Origin of the sequence: Mobiluncus curtisii ATCC 43063, from assembly GCF_000196535.1 — a bacterium.
GTDB lineage: Bacteria > Actinomycetota > Actinomycetes > Actinomycetales > Actinomycetaceae > Mobiluncus > Mobiluncus curtisii.
This window is the reverse complement of sequence record NC_014246.1, coordinates 1,626,478-1,646,183: the sequence shown is the minus strand read 5'-3', so window position 1 is coordinate 1,646,183 and position 19,706 is coordinate 1,626,478. Positions and strand designations below refer to the sequence as shown.

At 56.4% G+C, this 19,706-nt stretch carries 15 protein-coding genes; 4 read left to right on the top strand and 11 right to left on the bottom strand.

All coding sequences use genetic code 11. The annotated features are described in order from the left end of the window. Window positions 1-29: 29 nt before the first annotated feature. Together HMPREF0573_RS07125 and HMPREF0573_RS07120 are read right to left on the bottom strand one after the other, a co-directional pair. Window positions 30-917 (bottom strand): HNH endonuclease family protein, encoded by an 888-nt coding sequence (locus tag HMPREF0573_RS07125; protein WP_013189402.1) that lies wholly within the window; start codon window positions 915-917, stop codon window positions 30-32. Next, window positions 914-2,212, bottom strand: coding sequence for a DNA-methyltransferase (locus HMPREF0573_RS07120; protein ID WP_013189401.1), 1,299 nt, complete (start codon window positions 2,210-2,212; stop codon window positions 914-916). The genes HMPREF0573_RS07125 and HMPREF0573_RS07120 overlap by 4 nt, the downstream gene beginning before the upstream one ends. Window positions 2,213-2,355: 143 nt before the next feature. Between HMPREF0573_RS07120 and HMPREF0573_RS07115 the strand changes: the two genes are divergently transcribed. Then, window positions 2,356-2,874: a YbjN domain-containing protein gene (locus tag HMPREF0573_RS07115; protein WP_004007037.1), complete on the top strand. Its 519-nt coding sequence runs from the start codon at window positions 2,356-2,358 to the stop codon at window positions 2,872-2,874. Window positions 2,875-2,877: 3 nt separating this feature from the next. On the opposite strand, the gene HMPREF0573_RS07110 is transcribed toward HMPREF0573_RS07115, so the two are convergent. Continuing rightward, window positions 2,878-4,308 (bottom strand): FAD-dependent oxidoreductase, encoded by a 1,431-nt coding sequence (locus HMPREF0573_RS07110; RefSeq protein WP_013189400.1) that lies wholly within the window; start codon window positions 4,306-4,308, stop codon window positions 2,878-2,880. Between the two features lie 151 nt (window positions 4,309-4,459). Further along, the gene (locus HMPREF0573_RS07105) at window positions 4,460-5,311 is read right to left on the bottom strand and encodes an SDR family oxidoreductase (protein ID WP_013189398.1); all 852 of its coding nucleotides are present in this window, start codon (window positions 5,309-5,311) and stop codon (window positions 4,460-4,462) included. Window positions 5,312-5,437: 126 nt separating this feature from the next. On the opposite strand from HMPREF0573_RS07105, the gene proC reads away from it, so the two are divergent. Further along, window positions 5,438-6,250, top strand: a complete 813-nt coding sequence (gene proC, locus HMPREF0573_RS07100; RefSeq protein ID WP_013189397.1) for a pyrroline-5-carboxylate reductase — start codon at window positions 5,438-5,440, stop codon at window positions 6,248-6,250. Window positions 6,251-6,335: 85 nt separating this feature from the next. Beyond that, window positions 6,336-8,993, top strand: coding sequence for a valine--tRNA ligase (gene valS / locus HMPREF0573_RS07095; RefSeq protein ID WP_013189396.1), 2,658 nt, complete (start codon window positions 6,336-6,338; stop codon window positions 8,991-8,993). A 106-nt stretch (window positions 8,994-9,099) separates the two neighbouring features. On the opposite strand, the gene narI is transcribed toward valS, so the two are convergent. From narI to HMPREF0573_RS07070, 5 genes are read right to left on the bottom strand one after another with little or no spacing between them, the layout of a single operon-like run. Beyond that, window positions 9,100-9,873: a respiratory nitrate reductase subunit gamma gene (gene narI, locus HMPREF0573_RS07090; RefSeq protein ID WP_013189395.1), complete on the bottom strand. Its 774-nt coding sequence runs from the start codon at window positions 9,871-9,873 to the stop codon at window positions 9,100-9,102. After that, entirely contained in the window at window positions 9,873-10,547 is a 675-nt protein-coding gene (narJ, locus tag HMPREF0573_RS07085; protein WP_013189394.1) for a nitrate reductase molybdenum cofactor assembly chaperone, read from the bottom strand. Before narJ ends, narI begins: the two co-directional genes overlap by 1 nt. Beyond that, complete coding sequence (gene narH / locus HMPREF0573_RS07080; protein WP_013189393.1) at window positions 10,544-12,079, bottom strand: nitrate reductase subunit beta; 1,536 nt, start codon at window positions 12,077-12,079, stop codon at window positions 10,544-10,546. Before narH ends, narJ begins: the two co-directional genes overlap by 4 nt. Continuing rightward, complete coding sequence (locus tag HMPREF0573_RS07075) at window positions 12,076-15,813, bottom strand: nitrate reductase subunit alpha (protein WP_013189392.1); 3,738 nt, start codon at window positions 15,811-15,813, stop codon at window positions 12,076-12,078. Before HMPREF0573_RS07075 ends, narH begins: the two co-directional genes overlap by 4 nt. 26 nt (window positions 15,814-15,839) lie before the next feature. Then, window positions 15,840-17,168 (bottom strand): nitrate/nitrite transporter, encoded by a 1,329-nt coding sequence (locus HMPREF0573_RS07070; RefSeq protein WP_013189391.1) that lies wholly within the window; start codon window positions 17,166-17,168, stop codon window positions 15,840-15,842. A 238-nt stretch (window positions 17,169-17,406) separates the two neighbouring features. Here HMPREF0573_RS07070 and HMPREF0573_RS07065 point away from each other — a divergent pair, with 238 nt between their 5' ends. Next, window positions 17,407-17,907, top strand: coding sequence for a MogA/MoaB family molybdenum cofactor biosynthesis protein (locus tag HMPREF0573_RS07065; protein ID WP_004010896.1), 501 nt, complete (start codon window positions 17,407-17,409; stop codon window positions 17,905-17,907). A gap of 137 nt (window positions 17,908-18,044) precedes the next feature. On the opposite strand, the gene mobA is transcribed toward HMPREF0573_RS07065, so the two are convergent. Further along, on the bottom strand, window positions 18,045-18,671 hold the full coding sequence (gene mobA / locus HMPREF0573_RS07060; RefSeq protein WP_013189390.1) for a molybdenum cofactor guanylyltransferase: 627 nt from the start codon (window positions 18,669-18,671) through the stop codon (window positions 18,045-18,047). A gap of 134 nt (window positions 18,672-18,805) precedes the next feature. Further along, window positions 18,806-19,702, bottom strand: a complete 897-nt coding sequence (locus HMPREF0573_RS07055; protein ID WP_013189389.1) for an FAD:protein FMN transferase — start codon at window positions 19,700-19,702, stop codon at window positions 18,806-18,808. Window positions 19,703-19,706: the final 4 nt, after the last annotated feature.

Below are 19,706 nucleotides of genomic sequence, written 5' to 3'. Positions count from 1 at the left end.
CCTTATAATCCCCAATCTCAGTTTGATATCTATGGAATTGGCTCCCGGGGGCACTCTTTCAGCACCCCCATCATGGCCTGTTTCTCTGCCGGGGTCACCCACAGTCCGTATTTCGCTTTCACCGCAATCTGACGCGCCACGTAAGCACAGCGGTAATCTCGCGCAGGTGGCAGCCATGCAGCCGCATCTTGAGATTGTTTATCCTGGTTTACCTGACCTTTTACTGCTTCCAAGTTCAGCGGGTCGTTGGCAATAGCCTCCCGTTCCTGCTGGCTGAGCTGCTGTCCGCCGGTACGCCACACGTTACCCAACGCCACCACGTGGTCAATCTGGACCGCGTCGGAGGTTTCCTGTGACCGCCTAAAATCAATAGTTTCCCCGGCGTACTTGTCGTGCAGGACGCCACTTTGCACCACGCAGTGCGCGGGGGTGGTGGGCGTAGCCGCCCGGTATTGCACATTCTCTAGGTCGCGAGCCAGCACCTCGTTGCGGGTATTACAATCGTTGCCGTCGAGGTCCAGCCACCCCTTGCCGAACAGTCGCTCGCGGTCAAAATCGTGGAAAGGATCTTTGTCACGTACTTCCAGTTTGTCCAACACGTCCCTGGCGAGGGTTCCCGTTGTTTTCCCGGCGGCGTCACGAGTTCGTTCTCCGGCGTTCCCGGATTGGCTGGTGGAATGGGTCCGGTCACCGCCGAGGAGCCCGAAGAACCAGCCGTCATCCCCGACAAACTGGGTACCCAAACCGGTCACTGCCACCACGGCGAACGCTACCAGAGCCAGGCTGCGTCCGCGCTGGTTACGGTTCGAGCTCTTGCCGAACCACCCGTCCCACGGTGCGACCTGCGGAGTTTCCGGTTCCAGACCGGGATTTTCCTCCGGGGTGGAGCCCTGACCGATTTTGTCCAATTTGCTCATGTTTCCAGCCTAACGAAGTAATCTTGTCCGGTCACATCTGCCACCAGCGCCACCCCACGAGCATTCTCCCCACAGTCGGCAAAATCGATGACCGCGTCTCGTGACGGCGCCATCACGGCGCGGGGAACGAAAACACCATCGGAAAAACCGGCAAAATTCGGGTCAATAGCTGCCCAATCCACCAGCTCTATCCAGTCCAGTTGGTCGGAATTTCCGGTTGTTTCGACCTTAGCTGGGGGCTCTGTTACCGTGGTGGCGTCCAATTTTGCGACGCTGGTGGCAACTTCTCGCCCCAGCAATTCCAAGTTCTCTAAGATTCGATGAGCATTCCAGGACGCAGTTTCCCGCCAAACTTCAAAGCCAACCCCGGTTTGCACCAGGCGCCGCCGCGCCAAATGCACCCCCAAACTATTGCGTTCTATCCCCAGGAAACGTCGTCCCAGCTGAGCTGCTGCCACCAGGGTAGAACCGGAACCGGCAAAGCAATCCATCACCAGTCCCCCCGGCGGACACGCCGCGGCAATAGCGCGTTGCATGACTTCCAGCGGTTTTTGAGTTGGATACCCTACCCAGGTATCAGAATGATTCGGTGGTCGGGAAATCTGCCAAACGTCGGGAGCAACCATGCCCTGCGGATTAAACAGCTCGCGACGCTTGGGAGCAATAGCAGCGTTATACGCCACCCGTACCGCATCGGGGTCAAAATAGTAGCGGCGTCGGTTCCGGGCATAAAACAGGATGGTGTCGTGTTTATGACCGAAGGCTCGCCGGGATCCCCCGCCCGAAGCGTAAGCCCACACAATCTCATTAATGAGGTTGCGCCCCCCGAATACCTCATCCATGATCAAGCGCAGCGTAGCGGAGGAATGCCAATCGCAGTGGAGAAATATCGTCCCTGTTGGCGACAAAAATCGCCGTAGCACTGTCAGTCTCTCGTAAAGATTTTGTAGGTAATCTGCGGTTTGCCAACGGTCGCCGTATTGTTTCACAGTGATGGTGCGTTTCGAGTCACCTCGATGATGGGTCTGAATTCGTTGCACATAATCTGTCCCGGAGTTAAACGGTGGATCAATATAGATACAGTCAACGCTGCCCTCATATTGGGGCAGCAATCCACTCATGACCTGCAGGTTTTCCCCGACATAAATGCGATTTTCGCTCCCTGATACCGCCGTTTCAATCCCCAACATTTCCGGATACCGTTCGGCAGGGACGTAAGGCCGAGGTGTCACCAGTTCCACATCGTGTTTTCCGCGCCATTTCAAAGCCAGTTCCGGGGATTTTTCCTGCACCATCCCATCCTACTGTGGGCAGGTCAGCCGGTAATAACCAGCCGAAATCGGGTGTCGCGGCGCTTTCACCTCCAGTGAAATTTCACCCCCGGACCTGGAGCAGTCGGCTAAAATGGAAGCTGCAGCCATACAGGAGGAGGCGAATCATGAGTGGGGATAGCGGGAATCTTTTCGATAATCCTTTCGAGTCTCCTTTCGACAGCGTGCCCTTTTCGGTTAATCGGCTGCCCAACCTGACTCGCGACCGGGTTAAGAAAGTCTTGGAAAGTCATAAGTGGAGCTACCAGGTCAATCATGACGGGGATGTGGGCGGAGCCTGGCAAAACGGTATCTATTATTTTCAAGTCACCGGCGAAAAAGACACCATCCTCTGTGTACGCGGCACTTGGCGCGGGGAACCGGAGCTGGACGACTTCATCTTGATTAACTCTATTTGTAACCGCTGGAACACCGAGTATTACTGGCCGAAAGCCTACGCACGGGTCACCGAAGACCGCGAAGTCTATGTGCATACGGAACTGCCAATCAGCTGGCGCAACGGTCTGACAGATGCGCAGCTGGACGAACAGGTTCGCTGTGCACTGGAGTCCAGCGAGGATTTCTTTGAACAGCTGGAACAGCAGCTACCCAACGCAATGCCTCAACCGGACGAAGATTCCGAATAAACGTTAGCTGGGCAACATCCACCATAGGGCGCGACCTTTCGCCCGGTAACGTTCCAGGAAACGTTCCGTCCGTACCGCCCAGTATGGTCCCAAGCCGTGACGCACCCGCAATACCTGTCGCGCCGCGTCACTGCTTTTCTTTGGGTAGGTCAGCTCGGCATAAAAGCCTCGCGAGGAAATCAACCCGTAATCCCAACATAAGCTCAACACCGTCTCGATTTCTTCCAGAGTTTCGGGCAAAACTTTGTTTTTTTGACCTGTCAGTTCTTCGATAATCAAGTCCGAAACCTGTCGGCTCATTAAATGCGCCATATCGCGGGTTTGCATGGGGACAGGTGTCGGGGCAGAATCTTTACCTTCCACAAGTTCGCGCGTGTCCATCGCAATAGCCGAACCAATTCCGAAAATATTGCGATGAGTAGGATTGCGGAAAGTCCGCGGCAGCAGAGTCACCACCTGGCCGGAACCGTTCTGCTGGGTTTTGGCATCCACCCGCAGCCGCCCCCAACCATCGTACAAGTCACCACGCAAATCCGCTCCGTTGGCGTCATACACTGACAGGGGGGTGAGCACCCGCGCTGCCTCCACCGCCACCAAATCGCATTCCATTTCTCCGGGCTGCCCCTCGCCATGCACCGGAACGAAACGCACCCTCCGCCCATTTATTGACGCTAAACGCATATCTTGGTGCAGAATCAGGCGGTGGGACTCGATGAGATGCACCAGCGCGGTCTGCATGTCCTCTTCCATCTTCGGTTCATCGGTGTGACCGTACATCCAAGGTCGCCCAGCATCGAAAAAGTGCAGTTCCACCCGCGAACGCAGAAAAGCAGCTCGCAGTACCTCGTCCACGCACAGAGCATATTCCAGTGCCCCGTAAAACCCGCCCATGCCGCGGGCGGAACGACCGATGGCAATCACTTTCGGCTTGTCGTCCACCGGGGAATCCTGCAGTTCAAACAGCAAGCGGCGAAGCTCCGCTTCCCCTGCAATGGCGCTATCCAGGCGATCCAGGACACAGGTCGGCACCGTGGTGGCTTCTGCGGGAATGCCTGCCACCCGATCAATGTCATGCCCGGTGGCAATGACCAGGTAATCGTAAGGCACGCGCGCGACCTGCCCCTCGAGGTGCGAGCCGGTAAAAGTCATCTGGACTTGAGGACGCTGGTCGTCCCGGTAGCCCTTGGGGTAGACCGCGGTAGCCATGCCTTGATGGAAGATGATACCTTTGCGCCGATAAAGCGGACCGAGCTGGACAGTTTGACGCTGCGCCAGCTGCAAGCCGGAAGCAATCTGTGCCATGACGTCGGGATTCGTCCAGGTCGAACTCGGACTGATAACGATGACCTCATGATCGTCTTTCAGGCGGTGTTTCAGCCCGAGGGCTGTGGAATGACCGGCCATTCCGGCTCCAATCACAACAATTCGCGCCATCTCAGTATCCTTTTTTCTTCAGGAGTTCCGCCGAAAACGTTGCCCCGCAACGTTTTTTCACCGGCTCCACCCCACCACGCACCGACACACACTCGCTACGCTCGCTGTCGGCACGCCAACCTGCTCCAATCACAACAATTCGCGCCATGATTCACTCAGACGGTTTTCCCAGGCGGACTTTGATAGTGCTGGTGGCCTGTTCCACAGGTTTGATTTTAAGCTGGTCTATATTCACGTGCGCGGGCAAGCTTAGGGTCCATTCAATAGCCTGGGCAATATCCGCCCCCACCAGCGGATAATCCACTCCGGCGTACACCCCTGCAGCTTGTTCCCGGTCCTCCAGGCGAGAGAGGGAAAATTCCGGGGTTTGCACCAATCCCGGCATAATCTCGATAATGCGAATCGGTTTCCCTACCAGCTCTAGGCGCAGTGTCTCGGGCAGCATCGCCTCGGCGTGTTTGGCAGCGGTATAGCCCGCCCCACCCGGATACGTCTCATGACCGGCAGTTGAAGTGACGAACACGATATCCCCGCCCCCGTGAGCCAACATATGAGGCAGGAAAGCTTGGGTGACCTGCAGGGAAGACAAAACGTTGATGCTGTACATGGTTTTCCACCGGTCCAGCTTTGCCTCTATCACGGTGTCGGTGCCCCGGGCTCCCCCGGCATTATTTACCACCGCGTCCACGACCTGTCCCTCGGCGGTCGCCCACTCATACAGAGCCTGCACGTGCTCAGGAATGGTCAGGTCAGCGGCAAAAGCCGCGCAACCCGTCTCATAAGCCAGTGCCGCCAATCTTTCGGCGCGACGTGCGGTCGCCAGGACATCCCATCCAGAGGCGCACAGCCGCTTCACAGTTTCCCAGCCAATTCCGGTAGAAGCCCCGGTCACCAGCGCTCGTCCCGGCTGACGCGCTGGACGGGTCTCGGGAACTGCGATTCCAAAACTTTGGGGGTCAAGAGTTTGTGCGGACGGCTTTACCGGTCCGGGTGTGAAGCTCATTTTCGCTCACCTTTCCAGAATTTTTGGCTACGGGGGCACGCTATAGACTTAGCCTATAGGAAAACGACACCAGCGGTTCCTTTCCAACGCGGGGAATAAACCGCGGACACCAGGAAAAGAGGCAAGATGAAACTCGGTTTTATTGGCATGGGTGCCATGGGTTCTGCAATTGCGGCGGGAGCCCTGCGGCGCGGCTTCGTCAAGGCCTGCGACCTGAGTTTTTCTGATTTCAGTGTGACACCGGGGTCGCATCCGCTGACTAATGAGTTTGGAGTCTCACAAGTGGCTTCCAATCGGGAACTGGTCGGGACAGTTGACGCGGTGGTCATTGCGGTGAAACCGAAACACATCACCTCGGTCCTCACCGAAATCTCTCCCGAACTGGGAGGAAAGCTGGTCATTTCCATCGCTGGTGGAGTCGATTTGGCGCATCTGGAGGGCTGGCTGACCCCTGACACCCCCATCGTGCGGGTCATGCCAAACCTGAACGCACAGGTCAACGCCGCCATGTCGGCCTTGTGCGCGAACGCGGCAGTGACCCCGGAACAAAAGCAGTACGCCCTGGGTCTGTTCAACGCGGTAGGTCGCACGGTCGAGCTGGAGGAATCCCTGTTCCCCGCATTTACTGCCATTGCTGGATGTGCACCTGCCTGGACTTATACCTATGTCGAGGCTTTGGCGAAAGCAGGCGTCGCGGCGGGATTGACAAAAGCGGCAGCCATCGAGTCAGCGACCCAGATGCTGTTAGGCTCTGCCCTCATGTTGCAAGATGGTCTGGAAAAGGGCGCTCACCCCGGTCAACTGGTCGATAGAGTGTGCTCCCCCGGCGGCTCCACCATTGCCGGTCTGCTGGCAGGCGAGGATGCCGGATTCTCGCGGACCGTAGTGCGCATGGTTGAGGGCGCGATGGCAGGGGACGCCAAAGCAACCCAGAAATAATCCGCACCCCGCCAAATGCGTTAGGGCAGCAGGAACGCAAGCGGGTAAACTATTGCAGGTAAATCACAACGATAAAAGGAAAACCATGACCGAGAGACTGAAAGCTCCGAGAGTACCTGAAAAGACGACCCTTGACGGCATTGAGGACAAATGGCGCGAGGTATGGACACAGACGCAGACCTACGCTTTTGACCCGGACACCAAGCGGGAAGCCGTTTATTCTATCGACACCCCGCCCCCCACCGTCTCTGGCTCGCTGCATGTCGGTCACGTGTTTTCCTATACACACACGGATGTGGTGGCGCGTTATCAGCGGATGCGCGGCAAGAACGTGTTTTACCCGATGGGCTGGGACGACAATGGTCTGCCCACCGAACGTCGGGTGCAAAACTATTTTGGGGTGCGCTGCGACCCGTCCTTGCCCTATGTGCCCAATTTCACTCCACCGTACGAGGGCGGAGAAGGCAAGTCCATTAAGAACGCCGACCAGGTGCCAATCAGCCGCAAAAACTTCGTGGAGCTATGCGAACGCCTGACCTCTCAGGACGAAAAACAGTTCGAGGAGCTCTGGCGCACGCTGGGACTGTCAATCGACTGGTCCTACACGATGCAAACTATCGGCAAGCCTGCGCAAAAGGTCGCACAGACGTTTTTCCTGCGTAACTTTGCCCGTGGCGAGGTGTACGCTGCCGAAGCGCCAGGTCTGTGGGACGTCACGTTCCAGACGGCGGTGGCGCAAGCTGAGCTGGAGGCGCGCGACTATCCGGGTTCCTACCATTCTTTCGCGTTCCATCGCGAAGACGGCAAGGGCGACATCGTGATTGAAACGACCCGTCCGGAACTGCTGGGGGCGTGCTGTGCGCTGATTGCCCACCCTGATGACGAACGCTACACCGATTTGTTCGGCACCTACGTGACTTCACCAGGGTTTGATGTGCGGGTTCCCGTATTGGCTCACCCCGAGGCGGAGATGGACAAGGGTTCCGGTATCGCCATGTGCTGCACGTTCGGCGACCTGGTGGATGTGGATTGGTGGCGGGATTTGCAGCTGCCGACCAGGGCTATCCTGCGCAAGGACGGTCGGATTATTCCTGACGTGCCGGACTGGATTACTTCCGAGCGCGGTCGGGCGCTGTATCAGGAAACCGCTGGGAAAACGACGTTCTCTGCCCGCAAAGCCATCGTCGAGGCGTTGCGGGAATCCGGGGAGATGCTGGGGGATCCGAAACCGACCCAGCGGATGACGAACTTTTACGAAAAGGGCGACAAGCCCCTGGAAATCGTGACTTCACGCCAGTGGTATATCCGTAATGGCGGTCGTCCCTACTCTCGCACCGCGGGGGGCACGGATTTGCGCGAGGAACTGTTGGCGCGCGGTCGTGAACTCGACTTTGTGCCTGATTTCATGCGGGTTCGCTACGAGAACTGGGTCAACGGTTTGAACACCGACTGGCTGATTTCCCGCCAGCGTTTCTTTGGGGTGCCACTGCCCCTGTGGTATCCCGTTAAGGATTCTGGCGAAACAGACTTTGACCACCCGATTTTGCCCAGCGAAGATATGTTGCCTATCGATCCCACCACGGATACCCCCGCCGGATTTACTGAATCTCAGCGTGGTGTGCCGGGCGGTTTCGTGGCAGAAGTCGACATTATGGATACGTGGGCGACCTCCAGCCTGACTCCCGAAATCTATTCCGGTTTTGGGCGGGACGAAAAGCTGTTTGCGGCGACTTTCCCGATGGATTTGCGTCCTCAGGGTCAAGACATCATTCGTACTTGGCTGTTCTCTACCGTGGTGCGGTCGCATCTGGAGTTTGACACTCTCCCGTGGCGTCAAGCCGCGATTTCGGGCTGGATTTTGGATCCTGACCACAAAAAGATGTCCAAGTCCAAAGGCAACGTGGTGACCCCGATGGCACTGCTGGAAAAGCATTCTTCCGACGCGGTGCGTTATTGGGCAGCCTCAGCCCGGTTAGGGACGGACGCGGCCTTTGACGAAGGCGAGATGAAGGTCGGACGGCGTTTGGCTATCAAGCTGTTGAACGCTTCGAAGTTCGCGCTCTCCATGGGTGGGGACGCCGACCTGGTTTTGGACCCGGCGCTGGTAACCGTCGAGGTAGACCGGTCTTTGATTGCTATCCTAGCGGAAGTTATCACGTCTGCTACCAAGGCGTTTGAAGAAATGAACCATGCTCGTGCCTTGGAGGTGACCGAGAGTTTCTTCTGGACGCTGTGTGATGATTACTTGGAGCTGGTCAAGGATCGCGCTTACGGCAAGGATTCGGCAGCTGATGCTGCCGCGGTCGCCTCTGCACGCACGACCCTGGCACTGGCTATTGATAGCGTGGTGCGTCTGCTCGCGCCGTTCTTGCCTTTCACCACCGAGGAAGTGTGGTCCTGGTATCGCACCGGGTCGGTGCATCGGGCGGCTTGGCCCAGCACTGACGGTTTGGATAGCGTGAGTGGCAATCCCGAGGTGCTGCAGGCAGCCGGCGGGGCACTGTCGGCTCTCCGTAAGGTCAAGTCTGATGCCAAAGTGTCTCAGCGTACCCCGTTCTTGCACGCTACGGTGACTTTCCCCGCCTCCGCAGTTGCCTGCGCCGAGGCGGCTCGCGCTGACCTTATGGCAGCCAACCACGTGGAGGGCAATCTGGAGTTCGCCGCCGGCGAGGTTGAATCCCCGCAGGTCAGCGCCGCTGAGCTGGGCGAACCCCCCGCAAAACCGGCGAAACCTGGTAAGTGACAGCGGGTCTGCCAAGAGCAGAACCCACCGACTTATTAAGTGCCGGCTGAGGGGCGTTCTGAGCTTCTCAGCCGGCATCAAACAGGGTTAGTCAGGATTGCGAAAGTTAAGCCCCGTAAGAGTGCGAATCTCGCGGTTGCGGGCGAGTCGTCACGGGTTTCCAGCCGCGCGGAGTCTTCGCTCCCCGTATCCCCTCCGTACGGGAACGATAGACCACGTAGGGACGGGTTGGGTACATAACCGGAGCGGAAACTACGTGAACCAGCCTGGTGAACGGCCAAATCGCGAACAGCAGAAGTCCGGCGATGATGTGCATTTTAAAGGAGCTAGGTACCCCCGCAAGCAGCTCCGGCTGGGGTTGGAAAGTCAGGATTGACCGCAACCAGGGGCTGATAGTTTCCCGGTAGTCGTAGCCATTCGCCCCGCCCAGCACCTGATTTTGCAAAGTGGCCCAAAATCCCAGGCCAATCGGGAGGCACAGCAGAACATACATGAAGATATCGTTCTTCGTGGTGGCGAAACGTACCGATTTATTGACAATACGCCGATAGAGCAACCCCAGCAGGCCAACGACCGCAGCTACCCCCGCCGTCATGCCGCCAATGGTTGCCATCAGGTGATATCCGTGCTCAGAAACCCCCGAGGCCGTGGTCCAAGACTTGGGGATAAGCAACCCCATCACGTGCCCCACTCCGACAAACAAGATTCCGAAGTGGAACAGCGGCGAAGCCCACCGCAACAAAGTCGACTCGTAAATCTGGGAGGAACGCGAGGTCCACCCAAACTTGTCGTAACGGTAACGCCAAATCAGGCCTACTATCAGCAAGCCCAATGCTAGATACGGGAACCCAGTCCACAAGAAAAGCTCAAAGGGATTCATCAGTGTGCCTCCTGTTTTGGTGCCAAAAAGAACGGTTGGGACTGCACGCCGACCATCTCGGCGGGCGGGCCTTGCAAGATAAGTTTACGGAACGCTGCTTTTGCCTTTTCGTCCAGCGGGTCTAGCGTCAAAATCAGCCCCGCAACGACGGAGGACCAGGGGCTTTTCAAGGATTCCAAGGCTACCCGGAGCACTTCCAAACCATCACGATGGATATTGAGAAGATGCTCAGCCAGCTCATCGCCACTGCGAGCCGCTAGCTCCAGGACGGCTGGTAAATAATCCGGCAGTTCTCCCCCACAGACTTTCCAGCCCATCGCCTCAAAGGCCTGTTGGAAAGCCAAAATAGCAGAGCCACGCATCCGAGTGTCCCCCGTCGAATAGTACGAAAGGTACAAATTGCACTTGCGTTTCTGGTCAAACGTTCGCACATATAAATCCTCAATCTCACGCAAATTGTGCGAGTCTGCCCAATCCAGAAAGGACTGAAATTCATCGGCAACTTCCGGCTCCACGTTGTCCAGCTCCAACCGAATGATGGACAGCTGATTATGGTAGTCCTCACTCGGATAGTCCAACAGGACTGAGGCAATCATCTGTGCGGTCCGTGATTGTCCAGCTTCTGTCGAATTCAGAGCCTCTCGTGGTGGCAGGTCCGACAGTACCTGACTCATTGATGAACCTCCAACGGAACAAAAGTCCTGGTGGATCCAGTATTGCAGAAAGCAGGAATGCCCTCCCCGTCCCGACCGGGACCGCCCAGCACATCCAAGGAACAACCTAATTCGCGCAAACCTCGTGGGGTTTCCGCCCCGGCAGTGGGCACCACGAAACGGTCATCGTACTTGGCAATAGCCAGGAGCCGGTACATTTCCTCCATTTGTTCCCCAGTCATGCCCACGGCTTTTGCTCCCGTTTCGTCAGGTTCTTCTCCTAATTGGCGTCCACGCATGTAGCTACGCATGGCAGCCAGGCGGCGCAGGGACTTTTCTACCGGCACGGTGTCTCCCGCTGTGAACAGCCCGGCGAGGTACTCAAGAGGAATCCGCATGGTCGCGATGGACGTCAACAGGACTTTAGCGTCCTCACCGTCGGCACCCGCAGCCGTGACCGCATCCACCACCGGGGACAGCGGAGGAATGTACCAAACCATAGGTAATGTGCGATATTCCGGATGCAGTGGCAGTGCCACCTCATATTCTGAAATGAGCCGGTACACTGGCGATTCTTGAGCCGCTTGAATCCAGGAATGTGGCACCCCGTTTGCTTCCGCAGCGGCCCGCACCTTTGGGTCAAAAGGATCCAGCAGCAGGCTGCGCTGGGAATGGTACAGGTCCTGGGGGTCTCGGACCGCGGCTGCCTCACCGACTCGATCTGCATCGTAGAGCAAGACACCCAAGTAGCGCAGACGCCCGACACAAGTTTCGGAACAAACCGTGGGCTCCCCCGCCTCCAAGCGAGGGTAGCAAAGGGTACATTTTTCTGCTTTTCCGGTTAGGTGGTTGAAATAGACTTTCTTGTACGGACAAGCTGAAACGCACATCCGCCAACCGCGACATTTATTTTGGTCTACCAGCACGATGCCGTCCTCCGTGCGCTTGTACATCGCGGTTCCCGGACAAGCCGAAACACAGGCTGGGTTAAGGCAATGTTCGCAAATCCGGGGCAGGTAAAACATGAAAGTATCTTGAATCTGGGTCTTAATCTGCACTGTCATTTGTTCCAAGATGGGATCCCGGGGCAAAATTTCCAGCGAACCAGCCAAATCATCGTCCCAGTTGGGACCCCAATTAGGCTGATTTATATGTTCACCTGTAATTTGTTTCACCGGACGGGCACTCGGTAAATATTTCGAGTCCTTGGGAGCCGCTAACAGCTTCTCATACTCGTAGGTCCAAGGCTCGTAATAATCATCTAGGGTGGGCATCTGTGGATTGGCGAAAATTTTGGTCAGTTCATGTAACCGACCACCGCCACGAAGGCGGAGCTTGCCAGAAGACGTGAGTTTCCAGCCACCGCGATACTTTCCTTGGTTCTCCCATTCTTTTGGGTATCCCACACCGGGCTTGGTCTCCACGTTGTTGAACCACACGTACTCCGTGCCTTCCCGGTTCGTCCACGCTTGTTTACAGGTGACTGAACAGGTATGACATCCGATGCATTTATCGAGATTCATCACCATTGCGATTTGGGCAAGTATCTTCATGAGAACTTCACCTCCGTGGTACGCCGACGAATCAACGTCACTTCGTCTCGTTGATTGCCGGTGGGACCAATGTAGTTAAACCCGTAGGTCAGCTGGGCATGACCTCCGGCCATATGGGTTGGTTTCAACAAAATCCGGGTCAGTGAGTTGTGGATACCTCCGCGTAAACCCGACTTTTGTGAGATGGGTGTGCCGCTGACCCGCTCTTGTGCGTGATACATATACACCGTCCCTGGCGGCATTCGGTGAGACACCACCGCTCGCGCCGCCACGGCACCGTTACGGTTATAGGCCTCTACCCAGTCATTGTCCTTGACCCCAATCTTGGCGGCATCTTCGGGAGACATCCAGATAGTCTGTCCACCCCGTCCCAGAGTCAACATATATAGATTGTCGTAATACTGGGAGTGGATGGCCCACTTGTTGTGGGGGGTCAGGTAACGCACCGCAACTTGTGCCACGCCGTCATCTCTGGAAAGCTCGCCCACCACGGCATCTCCGTAAATCCGCGCCAAGTCCAACGGGGGGCGATACACCGGTAAAGACTCACCGATGTCAATCATCCAGTCGTGATCCAGATAGTAATGCATTCGCCCCGTAAAGGTGTGGAAAGGCTTGAGATGTTCAATGTTGATGACGAAAGAAGAATAGCGCCTTCCACCGTGTTCAGAACCGGACCATTCCGGTGAGGTGATGACCGAGCGGGGCTGAATGGTAATTTCTCTAAACGTCAGTCGTTTTTCTTCGTCACCAAGAGCCAACTGCGCCAGCTTTTGACCGGTTTGGGCTTCATATTGGCAAAAGCCTTGCACCGCGATACGCCCGTTTGTGGTGCCGGACATCTGCATCACCGCGTCCGCCGCTTTAATCGGAGTATCCAAGAGCGGACGCCCTTGCCCAATACCACTGGTAGCTACCCCGTTCATCCCTCGCAGCACTTCGACTTCCCGATCTGGTTTCAGAGTGATTCCCTTGATGGGCAAACCGAGTTTTTCCACGTTGGGACCGAGCGTGGTGAACTTTTCATAAATCTTGGTGTAGTCACGCTCCACCGGGATGAACTTTGGCAAGGTTTTGCCGGGGATGAGTTCACGCGTCTGCAAGGGCTCCACGATTCCATGTGGCAAAGCCATCTCATCAGGACTGTCATGCGCAATCGGCGCCATGACCACATCTTGTTTGGTACCTAAGTGACGCTGCGCCATTTCAGACACCAGATATGCCAAATCCCGAAACACCTCAAAGTCAGAGCGAGCCTGCCACGGCGGCACTACCGCTTGATTGAACGAATGCAGGAACGGATGCATATCGGTTGACGAAATATCGTATTTCTCATACCAGGTGGCTGCCGGCAGCACAATGTCTGAAAACAGCGTGGTAGAGGTGTTCCGGAAGTCAGCCGTGAACATAAGGTCGAGTTTGCCGATACCCGGGTCGTCCCGCCACTTCATCAGCTTCGGACGGCATTCTGGCGCGAGTTCATCAGCTGTAACTGCGTTGTCGGCTCCAATCATGTGACGCGCGAAGTACTCCGCACCTTTGGCGGAGGAACCCATCAGGTTCGTACGCCAGTTAGCGAGAATACGGGTAAAGTTTCGCGGGTTGTCGGGATCGGTGCAAGCAAAGTGCAGACGATCTGTCTGGAGCTCCTGCACCACGTATTCGCCAGGTTTCATCCCGGCTTCTTTGGCAGCTTCACCAATTTCCAATGCGGAACGGTCAAACTGCGGGTAGGAGGGCATCCAGCCGCGTTGGGAGGCTTCAACTAACGTGTCCGCATTCGTCAAGCCTTTCCAGTCAGCCAGTGGAGATCCCACTTGACCAGCCAGAGAACCGTCATAACGCCACTGGTCGGTCAACAGATACCAGAATCCCGTGGAAATCATTTGCCGAGGAGGACGGGACCAGTCCAGACCCATAGCGTATTGTTGCCAACCCGCAATCGGGCGGACCTTTTCTTGACCGACGTAGTGCGCCCAACCGCCGCCGTTCACCCCTTGGGTGGCACACATGGTTGTGAGGGCCAGGAAAGTGCGATATATCGTGTCGGAGTGGAAAAAGTGGTTCGTCCCCGCACCCATCACAATCATGGATCGACCTTTTGAATCGAGGGCATTCTGAGCAAACTCGCGGGCAATCCGGATGGCTGCGTGCATGGGTACGCCGGTATGTTCTTCCTGCCAGGCAGGAGTTCCGGGGGTAGAGCCGTCATCGTAACCGCGGGGCCATTCACCGGGCAGGTCACCGCGTTTCACCCCATATTCAGCCAGCAACAAATCGTAAACAGTCGTGACGTAATCCGAGCCAACTTTGAAAGCGGGAACTCCGCGTTTCACCAAACCGGCACCAATCGCTACCGTTTCGGATTGAGAGCTCGGCAGGTCAAAACGTGGCAATACAATTTCAATGCCTGTGGCATCAGGTCGGTCAAGCGCCGAAATCGCTGGTTGGACCCCGTCCAGAGCTAAATTCCAATGACCTTTGCCGCTAGATTCGCCCCACCTGTCAGCCAGAGTCCCGCCGGGATCTTTGATGGTTCCATCCACGTCGAGCACCAGTCCGCGATGCTCCGGATTAGGCCGATTCTTCAAGTCTCCCGCCAGCTCAGCAGGCAAATCAGCAGCTGTGAGGAACTTGCCGGGCACCACTCCGTGTTCGGTTTCCTGTAGTTTGACCAGGAAAGGCGCATCCGTGTAGCGCGACATGTAATCCAGGAAAAATGGCTCCCGGCGTTTAACGTGGAACTCGCTCAAGATTACATGACCCATAGCTTGTGCCAGAGCCCCGTCCGTGCCGGGGTTTACCCGCAGCCACTCATCACCAAACTTGGTGTTATCAGCATAATCAGGCGAAATCGCCACGACTTTTTGCCCGTGATAGCGGGCTTCGGTCATGAAGTGAGCGTCTGGGGTACGGGTCAAGGGAATGTTCGAACCCCACATGATGAGGTACTGCGAGTTGAACCAGTCGCCAGACTCGGGAACATCGGTTTGATCGCCAAAAACTTGCGGCGAGGCGGGAGGAAGGTCAGCGTACCAGTCATAGAAAGACAGCATGACCCCGCCCAGCAATTCATAAAACCGCGATCCGGCGGCGTATGAAATCATCGACATAGCGGGAATCACCGAGAACCCGGCTAACCGGTCCGGACCGTATTCTTTGACGGTATAGACGTGGGCCGCGGCGATAATCTCATTGGCCTCATCCCAACCGATTCGCACCATGCCGCCTTTACCACGCTGGGATTTGTAGTCTTTGGCTTTTTGCGGATCCTCCACAATCGCTCCCCAAGCCTCTACCGGATCCTTGCCCGATTTCCGTTCCTCTCGGTACAAATCCAGCAGGACTCCTCGAATATGGGGGTAACGAATCCGGGTCGGAGAGTATTCATACCAAGAATAGGCGGCTCCACGGGGGCAACCGCGCGGTTCATAATCAGGCAGATCCGACCCGGTGGAGGGATAATCAACGGCTTGGGATTCCCAGGTGATGATGCCGTCTTTTACATACACTTTCCACGAACAAGACCCGGTGCAGTTCACCCCGTGAGTCGAACGCACGACCTTGTCGTAGGACCAGCGTTGCCGATAGAAAGCGTCAGCGTCACGGCCACCTTCGATAAACAGCTGGCGGGAATCGCCAGACATTTCGCCGCGGCGCAGTTTTGAGCCCAGCGCGAATACTCCCGAGGGAACGTCTTTGTATCCCCCACCTTGGATTTTCGATTCACTCATCGTTTACTACCTCCACTTGGCAAGGTCTAACCGGGGAACGGAGCGTTCTTGCGGGCATAAAGTACCCAGCACAGAACCGAACAGAAAATGCAGTACGCGGTGGTACCAAAAAAGAACTGCGCCGCCGGGATAACAGCAAGACCCGCCCCGACCAGGAACGGTCCGAGCGCAGCTACCGAAGCCGTGAAACCGATGGCTCCGCCGGCTTGGCGTTTGGGCATAATCATGGGCATCTGTTTAAAGGTGCCAGCGTTTCCGATTCCTGCAAAGAAGAACATAATCAGCATCGTCCAGAGGAACCCGTTGAAGTCCGCAGTGGATTGGGGATTTATCAAGAAAAATCCAGAAATTCCCAGTGTGACAGCCATTCCGACACCGGAAACAAACGTCCAGATGCCGCCGCCAAACTTATCACACAGAGGTCCCCACAAAACCCGCACTATGGAGCCGATGAGCGGACCGAGGAAGGCATAGGTGGCACCCTGCACAGCTAGATGCAAGGTTGAATCTGGTCCATAGTTGTTGTTGATGAGCAAACCGAACTGAGCCGAGGCGCCCGAGAAAATCCCGAAAGTCATCACATAGAGCAGCGTCATGTACCAAGTGTTTTTGTTTGAAAAGATGTCCATCTGTTCCCGAATGTTGGCTTTCACCGGAACATCTTTGAGTAGCGTGAACGCGAGGATAGCTGCCACGAGGGACCACGGAACAAAGAAGATGGCAGGGTTGTGAACCCAGATATCGCCGTTGGGGCCGCTTTGCGGAGCTAGCCAGGACAAACCGAACAGGGAGAATCCCATGAGGATAGGCCCGACGATTTGAATGATGGACATACCCAAGTTTCCGATACCGGCTTGGAGGTTCAGCGCGGTTCCGGACAGACGCTTGGGGAAAAAGTAGCCGGTTGACGGCATATATCCCGAGAAAGAACCTCCGCCAATACCGCACATGAACGCCAAAGTCAGCAGCCACCAGTAGGGAGTGTCCGCATTTTGCACAGCGAAAAACCAGCCAAACATGGGAATGGTGAACAGGATTGAAGAAATCCCCACCAACTTGCGCGTTCCAATCACCGGGGGGAGGAAAGTGTAGATGAAACGAATCAAGCCCCCAGACAGGCCTGGCATCGCTGCCAGCCAGTACAGCTGCGCTTTGCTGAGTCCGAAGCCGATTTCATTGAGTTTTGGCGCCAATGCCGACACCAAGAACCACACGCAGAACGCCATAATCATCGAGTAGGTGGAAACCACCAGGGTCGTCCAGGCAATTTTTGAGCTCCACTGCTGGGAATCTTCGGGATTCCAGTTTTTCAACAGTTTTCCGGAGGCATCTAGTTTCTGAGTCTCTGCGGTCATGTCTCTCCTTAATCCATAAACCACTCCGGCGATTATTGAACACCTGTCTAAAAGCTAACAGAGTTAAACGATTCTTAGGCAGATTTTAAAATCCAAGTCATGGAACCGCGTTTAACCAGGTAATCAACCTCGGTTCATCGATAAAATGTGCCAGAAACGTGACGTGAGCAGCTATAAACTGATGGTAATTTAGTTACGTAGCAGATGCGTAAATGGAGATTTCGTTCAGGAGGTCATCATGGCAGAGCATTCTCAGGTTACCGCGGCCATCATCACTGTTGATTCGCGAGTGGTCAGTGGCGACAAACCACCGAAGGGTGCTGCCAAAGCTCGTGAGCTGCTGAAAGACTTCGGAATTGCGGTAGTCCGTGAGGAGGTCATCGACGACCTCGCCGCTCCCCTGCGAGCCGAGTTTGAACGGGCACAACAGGTCGGTGCGCGCCTCATCGTGACTGTGGGCTCTACCGGGGTTTCTGCCCGAAATATCGTGCCCGAAACCACGCTGGCGGTGTGCGATGTGGAGTTGCCGGGGATTGCTGAACAGATTCGTGCCGTAGGGCTGAAAAACACGCCGCAATCGGTGTTGTCTCGCGCCGTAGTTGGAGTGACTTCCCGGACTTCTCGTGGGGCGGTCATCGTGAACTGCCCCAGTTCCTCGGGCGGGGTCGCTGATGCCTTGCAGGTGGTGCTCCCCCTGCTGCATTACATCATTGAACAGCTTGACCAGACCCAGGCATAAGGGTCAGCTGAGAGAGGACCGCCCGGGAGCGAGCCGTGGCGGGGACTATCATCAGAAAATGAACCATAGTTCATAAATCCATCGAAATTGGATAAAAAATGAACCGTACTTCAAAAATAGAAAGCGGTTTCTGAGAATCAAACCTCAACGGCGGGGGGAATTTCTAAACGCGCTGCTAATCTACGCGCGTCTTCGGGCGTGTCGACGTCCATGCAATAATGCTGCGGGTCTGCCACCGCGGTTACCTGCAGATGGGAAAAACCGCTGCGGATTGACCGGTTCCGAACTTGGGGCAGTTCCCGCAAGGCGCCCAGCCGGTAGCATCCGTGCAGGTAGTGAAGTCGCGTTTCACAATCGTCGGTCTGCGGTGCCGCCCCGGCACAGCCCTCCAGATGCGTGCACAGGTTCCCCCACAGCCTTGGAGTCAGTGGCGCGTCGCAGGGCATGACTGCCACCATCGCAGAATCCGGCAGGTCCCCCAATTGAGACACCCCAGCATTGAGACCCGCCAGTGGTCCGCCCAGAGGGGGATCTTCCAACGTCAGCACTACCCCGGAGGGAATCGACAGGCGCGCGGGAGCGACCACTACAAGGCGACCGGAGAACCTGGTGCGCTCGATTTCGGCAAAAACCCAGTCAATGAGCCTGGTGCCACCCACCAGATAATCAGGTTTGGACACCCCACCCAAACGTTTCGCGGTACCTCCTGCCAAAATCACCGCCGCGTCCGGCACCACCACCGGGTTTTCTGCACAGTCACACATTTATCGTTCAGTCCACTTCTTGTGTCTCTTGCCCCCCTGGGGAATAGTTAGGTAAATTCTAGGTTCTATACGCAATTTTGGTTTAATTATCGGCGGGGGGCAAAAGTCGCCGCGGCACCAAGTCCGTGATGGCGTTAGGCTTTTGGCGTGTCGCTCAGTGGCAGTGGCTCGGGTAAATCTAGCGTGATGTGCAACTGTAGCGCGGGATCGGAAAACACTCTCCCGTTGGAAGTCATGGCGAGGGCACGATACGCCGCGCCCAAAACGCCCTTTTGAGTCAAATCGTGCAGCAGGGGGGTACCCCCCGCAATCAGCGCGGTAGAGAGGGCTTCACAGCTCATCGCGTCCGGTCCCGCCACGAGAGCCGCACATATATCAGTAAATGCCAGCTGTCCGTCCAGACCGCGAATGTGGCTGCGCACCAGGGTGGGGACAATTTCTGTTTGCGGTAGCGCCGAAAAAGAGAGGGACTCGTTTTCTATCTGCAAGTTTCCCAGGAATTCTGAGCCAATCCAGGGTGATTGCACTTTGATGGTTGCCTGTCGGTCAGGCGCCACAATGGACGAACCCCCGAAAGAAACCAAGATGTCGCTGCCCCCCGATTCTGCAATGAGGGAAGCCAGGTGCGCGGCAGCGTAACCTTTAGCGATGCCTCCTAAATCCAGACATCCCGCCCCCGCATGAACCGTGAGACGAGCCTGCTCGCCTCGCAGCTGTAACGTTTCGGCGCTCAAGCCCAGGCGCGGAAATAGTTTAAAGAACCCCCCGGTACGCTGCGACCAATCTTTCGCCGCGTGAAACACCGCAGCACAGTGCGGTCCGACATTAATCCACTCCGTATCCAGCCGGCTCACGGGGGAATCTGCCCGGAACCGCGACAAATCATCCTCCAGCTGCGCCACTCTTTGCGGCAGGCTCACCCGGAGCACTTCCGCGACCTGGTGAGTGTTGCGCCACGAGACCGTCACCAGCGTCCCCATCGCCGCAAAGGTAATCGTGGTTTCTTCTTGCGGAGCCGGCGTGAGGTGCACAACG

Excerpts from the sequence above, each read along its gene's own strand:
- HMPREF0573_RS07125 (WP_013189402.1), bottom strand. The coding sequence starts at position 917 with ATGAGCAAATTGGACAAAATCGGTCAGGGCTCCACCCCGGAGGAAAAT.
- HMPREF0573_RS07120 (WP_013189401.1), bottom strand. The coding sequence starts at position 2,212 with ATGGTGCAGGAAAAATCCCCGGAACTGGCTTTGAAATGGCGCGGAAAA.
- HMPREF0573_RS07115 (WP_004007037.1), top strand. The coding sequence starts at position 2,356 with ATGAGTGGGGATAGCGGGAATCTTTTCGATAATCCTTTCGAGTCTCCT.
- HMPREF0573_RS07110 (WP_013189400.1), bottom strand. The coding sequence starts at position 4,308 with ATGGCGCGAATTGTTGTGATTGGAGCCGGAATGGCCGGTCATTCCACA.
- HMPREF0573_RS07105 (WP_013189398.1), bottom strand. The coding sequence starts at position 5,311 with ATGAGCTTCACACCCGGACCGGTAAAGCCGTCCGCACAAACTCTTGAC.
- proC (WP_013189397.1), top strand. The coding sequence starts at position 5,438 with ATGAAACTCGGTTTTATTGGCATGGGTGCCATGGGTTCTGCAATTGCG.
- valS (WP_013189396.1), top strand. The coding sequence starts at position 6,336 with ATGACCGAGAGACTGAAAGCTCCGAGAGTACCTGAAAAGACGACCCTT.
- narI (WP_013189395.1), bottom strand. The coding sequence starts at position 9,873 with ATGAATCCCTTTGAGCTTTTCTTGTGGACTGGGTTCCCGTATCTAGCA.
- narJ (WP_013189394.1), bottom strand. The coding sequence starts at position 10,547 with ATGAGTCAGGTACTGTCGGACCTGCCACCACGAGAGGCTCTGAATTCG.
- narH (WP_013189393.1), bottom strand. The coding sequence starts at position 12,079 with ATGAAGATACTTGCCCAAATCGCAATGGTGATGAATCTCGATAAATGC.
- HMPREF0573_RS07075 (WP_013189392.1), bottom strand. The coding sequence starts at position 15,813 with ATGAGTGAATCGAAAATCCAAGGTGGGGGATACAAAGACGTTCCCTCG.
- HMPREF0573_RS07070 (WP_013189391.1), bottom strand. The coding sequence starts at position 17,168 with ATGACCGCAGAGACTCAGAAACTAGATGCCTCCGGAAAACTGTTGAAA.
- HMPREF0573_RS07065 (WP_004010896.1), top strand. The coding sequence starts at position 17,407 with ATGGCAGAGCATTCTCAGGTTACCGCGGCCATCATCACTGTTGATTCG.
- mobA (WP_013189390.1), bottom strand. The coding sequence starts at position 18,671 with ATGTGTGACTGTGCAGAAAACCCGGTGGTGGTGCCGGACGCGGCGGTG.